Source organism: Micromonospora sp. 4G55 (assembly GCF_016803375.1).
Map to the genome: position 1 here is coordinate 1 of NZ_JAEVHN010000576.1, position 3,903 is coordinate 3,903.

Annotated in this window: 4 protein-coding genes; 1 reads left to right on the top strand and 3 read right to left on the bottom strand. The window is 73.1% G+C overall.

The window, feature by feature from the left end:
- From JNW89_RS30155 to JNW89_RS30165, 3 genes are all read right to left on the bottom strand, one after another.
- On the bottom strand, positions 1-966 hold a 966-nt coding region (locus tag JNW89_RS30155; RefSeq protein ID WP_238451662.1), incomplete at its 3' end, for a thioester domain-containing protein.
- Positions 967-1,150: 184 nt separating this feature from the next.
- Entirely contained in the window at positions 1,151-1,837 is a 687-nt protein-coding gene (locus tag JNW89_RS30160) for a response regulator transcription factor (protein WP_210778416.1), read from the bottom strand.
- Positions 1,838-1,839: 2 nt separating this feature from the next.
- Positions 1,840-3,036, bottom strand: coding sequence for an ATP-binding protein (locus JNW89_RS30165; RefSeq protein ID WP_238451664.1), 1,197 nt, complete (start codon positions 3,034-3,036; stop codon positions 1,840-1,842).
- Positions 3,037-3,279: 243 nt separating this feature from the next.
- Here JNW89_RS30165 and JNW89_RS30170 point away from each other — a divergent pair.
- Positions 3,280-3,903 (top strand): PspC domain-containing protein (locus JNW89_RS30170; RefSeq protein WP_238451663.1); only part of this gene is annotated, 624 nt, incomplete at its 3' end.

Below are 3,903 nucleotides of genomic sequence, written 5' to 3' on the forward strand. Positions count from 1 at the left end.
GGGCGACGCCGACGGGGTGGTCGGGGACGCCGACGGGCTGGCCGGGGCGGCGGCGAAGCTCGCCGCGGCCTCAGCGGTGACGGTGGCGCCGGCGCTGCCGCCGAGGATCAGCTTCTGCTTCTGGTCCTTGCCGCCGGAGAAGAGGAACACCCGGCCGAAGGAGACCGAGTCCTGGGCGGAAACGGTCACGGTGACCGAACCGGGATCGGTCGCGGTCAGCCAGAAGGCCCCGCCGTTGGTGGTCGTGGTGACCGGCTTGCCCTCGGCGTCGACGGCGGTGCCGCCGGCGACCTTCAGCGCGATCTCGCCGGCCGGGCCCTTGACGGTGAACGGGCCCGCCTTGCCACCGACGGTGGCGGTGGCCTTCGCCGGGTCGATGCTCAACTCGGCCTTCGGCTCCGGCTGGTCGGTCGCGTTCGTCACCAGGTAGTCGTGGATCTTCTTGATCACGTCGTACTCGGCGGCGTCGGTCAGGCCCTGCTCCCAGTCGCCCAGCTTGACGCCGTCACTGAAGTGCCAGACGGCGGTCTGGGTGCCGAAGTAGAGCAGGGTGTCGCGCCGCTTGTCGCCCAGCCCGGCCGGCAGCTCCGTCCCGGCCGCCTTGAGCAGCGCCGGCACCTCGGCGTTCGGGTAGCCGTGGGTGAGCACCCACTGCACCTTGCCGAGGTTCTCGACCTCCGACTGACCCCAGGTGCCCTCGGTGTACTCACCGTCGCGGGCCACCGGAGTGTGGAAGTCGATGCAGAAGACCGGCACCGTGCCGTCCTTGAGCTCCAGCGCGAGCGCCGAGGTCGACAGCTTCCGGTCGTTGAGCTTCAGCACGACGCCGGTGTCCTTCACCGCGCGCGCCACGCCGGTCGCCGGCGCCTCGGCGGCGGCCGGAGCGGCCGAGCCGAGCACCATCGCGCTGCCGGCGACGAACGCCGTGGCGATTCCGGCCCAGCGTCGTCCCAGTTGTCCGAACATCAAAGTCGTACACCTCTCCCCAGGGGTGGGCCCGCATCCGGCGGGCCTGCACAGGTCGCCGTTCTCGCGGGGTTTCGCACCACCCGCACGCGAGAAAAACGCGACGGGGCATTATGCGACATGAGTAGATCTCTTGTCAGCCCCTGGGGTCGTTCGGTCCGATTGTTCCGGATCGGCCCTGCCGTCACACCAGCCGGCGGTCCGCCGCCCAGCGGGACAGTTCGTACCGGTTGGACATCTGGAGCTTGCGCAGCACGTTGGACACGTGCGTCTCGACCGTCTTGATCGAGATGAACAGCTCCTTGGCGATCTCCTTGTACGCGTACCCCCGGGCCAGCAGGCGCAGCACCTCCCGCTCCCGGTTGGTGAGCTGGTCCAGCTCCGGGTCGGCGACCGGCGCGTCCGGGCGGGCCGCGAAGGCGTCCAGCACGAACCCGGCCAGCCGAGGGCTGAACACGGCGTCGCCGTCGGCCACCCGACGGATCGCGGCGGTCAGCTCGTCCGGCGAGATGGTCTTGGTGACGTAGCCCCGGGCACCCGCCCGGATCAACCCGATCACGTCCTCGGCGGCGTCGGACACGCTCAGCGCCAGGAACTTGACCTGCGGATGGGTACGCCGCATCGCGTCCAGCACCGCCCGGCCACCCCCGTCGGGCATGTGCACGTCGAGCAGCACCACGTCGGGCTGGGTCGCGGCGATCCGGGTGAGCGCCTCGGCCACCGTGCTCGCCTCCCCCACCACCTCGACGTGCGCGCCCAGCTCGGCCCGTACGCCCGCCCGGAACATGGCGTGGTCGTCGACGAGGAAGACCCGCAGCCGCTCCACCCGGGCGTCCGCGCCCTCGACCGGTTCCATCGACTGCTCCGCCATGATCATTTGTCCCTCTCCGCCGTGGAGCCGTTGCCGGTGATCGACAGGATCAACCGGACCTCGGTTCCCTCTCCCGGCCCGGACCGGATCTCCGCCCGGCCGCCGTGCCGCTTCATCCGCCCGACGATCGATCCTCGTACGCCGTGCCGGTGATCCTCCACCGTATCCGGGTCGAAGCCCTTGCCCCGGTCCCGCACGAAGACGCTCACCTGCTCCGGCTCGACCTCGGCGTAGAGCGACACGGTCTGCACCCCGGCGTGCCGGGCCGCGTTGACCAGCGCCTCCCGGGCCGCCGCCACCAGCGCGCCGACCCGCTCGTCGGTCTCCCGGTCGCCCACCACCACCGCCTCGACGGTGATCGCGAAGGTGTCCTCCACCTCGGCGGCGGCCTGCTCCAGGGCGGCGGCGAAGCGCTCGGTGGGCGAGCCGGTGGGCTTGTAGAGCCAGTTGCGCAGCGAGCGCTCCTGGCCCCGGGCCAGCCGCTGCACCGTCTTGACGTCGGTGGCGTTGCGCTGGATCAGGGCGAGGGTGTGCAGCACCTGGTCGTGGACCATGGCGGCCAGCTCGGCGCGTTCCTGCTCGCGGATGCGCCCCTCCCGCTCCGAGCGGAGCTGGTTGTACGTCCGCCACAGCACGGGCGCCGCCACCACACCGACGCCGGCCAGCCCGACCAGCGCGAAGATCACGCCGTTGACCACCGCGTCGAAGTTCTGCACCGGGGAGTAGACCGCCGCCACGCCGATGATGCCGACCGCGACCAGCACCCCGCCGCCGGCGAAGCGGAGCACGAACGCCCGCCGGTCGCTCTCCTCGACCACCGCGCCGAGCCACGGCACCGGCATCGAGTCGCCCCACTGCCGGCGGCGCTCCGGCGCGGACTGGTGCCAGATCACGCCGGCGCCCACCGCGATGATCGCAACCAGCCAACCGGCGGTGCCGGTCGCGCCCACCGAGTCGAAGACCAGCACCTGCATCAGCAGCACGCCCAGCCCGATCAGCACGAACGGCAGCAGCTGCGCCAGGTCCCTGCGGGGCGGCGCGGCGGTGTCGCCGGGGCGCAGCGGGACCACCGCCCAGAAGGCGGCGTAGAGCAGCAGCCCCAGGCCGCTGAGGCCGAGCAGGACCATGAAGGCGACCCGTACCCGCAGCACCGGGATGCCGAGGTGGTCGGCGATGCCGGCGGCCACGCCGGCGGCCATCCGGTGCTCGGGTGCCCGATACAGACGGGGCGGTGGGGTCGTCACGGTGCTGATCGGAGGCTCCCCTGTTCAGGGCCGGTGCGGCGCAGGCGCCGGGGTCGTCCGGCTCCGGTCCGATCGTCACACGGGGCGATGCCCGGCGACCACGGGGACGCCCCGGACATTCCCGCCCCCGGGATCTCAGGGTGGGGTCAGGGTCGGGTCCGGAGGACGCTCGGGCGTCCGGCGCAGCAGGATCGGAGCATGACCGAGGAAGCTGCCCCGCCGCCCCGCCCGTGGGCGACCGAGCCGGAGAGTCCGCCGCCCACCACCACCGGCGCGCCGGGCCCGTGGGCGTCCCGCCCACGGCCGGCCAGACGCCACCCCCCCGGAGGGTACGCTCCGCCGCCGTCGGGCGGCGCCGGCTTCACCTCGCGGTACGGGCTGGTCCGGCCGCGGGAGGGCCGCTACCTGGCCGGGGTCTGCGCGGCGATCGGCCGGGCCACCAACACCGACCCGGTGCTCTGGCGGGTGATCCTCGCCGTGCTCGGCTTCTTCGGCGGCGTCGGCATCCTGCTCTACGTCGCGGCCCTGCTGGTCATCCCCGGCGAGGGCGACAGCGCCTCCCCGGTGGAGTCGATGCTCGGCCGGGGCCGGTCCAGCATGTCGCCGGTCACCGTCATCGTGCTGAGCATCCTGGTCGCGGTGAGCTTCGGCTTCATCGTCACGGACGCGTTCCGGGCCGTCCTGCTCGGCGCGGCGATCCTCATTGGCGGCGCGCTGCTGCTCAACCGGGACGGCCGCACCCCGCCCGCCACCGTCCCCACCGGACCGCCGGCCCCGGCCAGCGCCCCACCCGGCCCGGTGCCACCGGTCAGCTACCCCGCG

Coding starts and splice junctions, on each gene's coding strand:
- JNW89_RS30160 (WP_210778416.1), bottom strand. CDS start 1,837: ATGGCGGAGCAGTCGATGGAACCGGTCGAGGGCGCGGACGCCCGGGTG.
- JNW89_RS30165 (WP_238451664.1), bottom strand. CDS start 3,036: ATGGCCGCCGGCGTGGCCGCCGGCATCGCCGACCACCTCGGCATCCCG.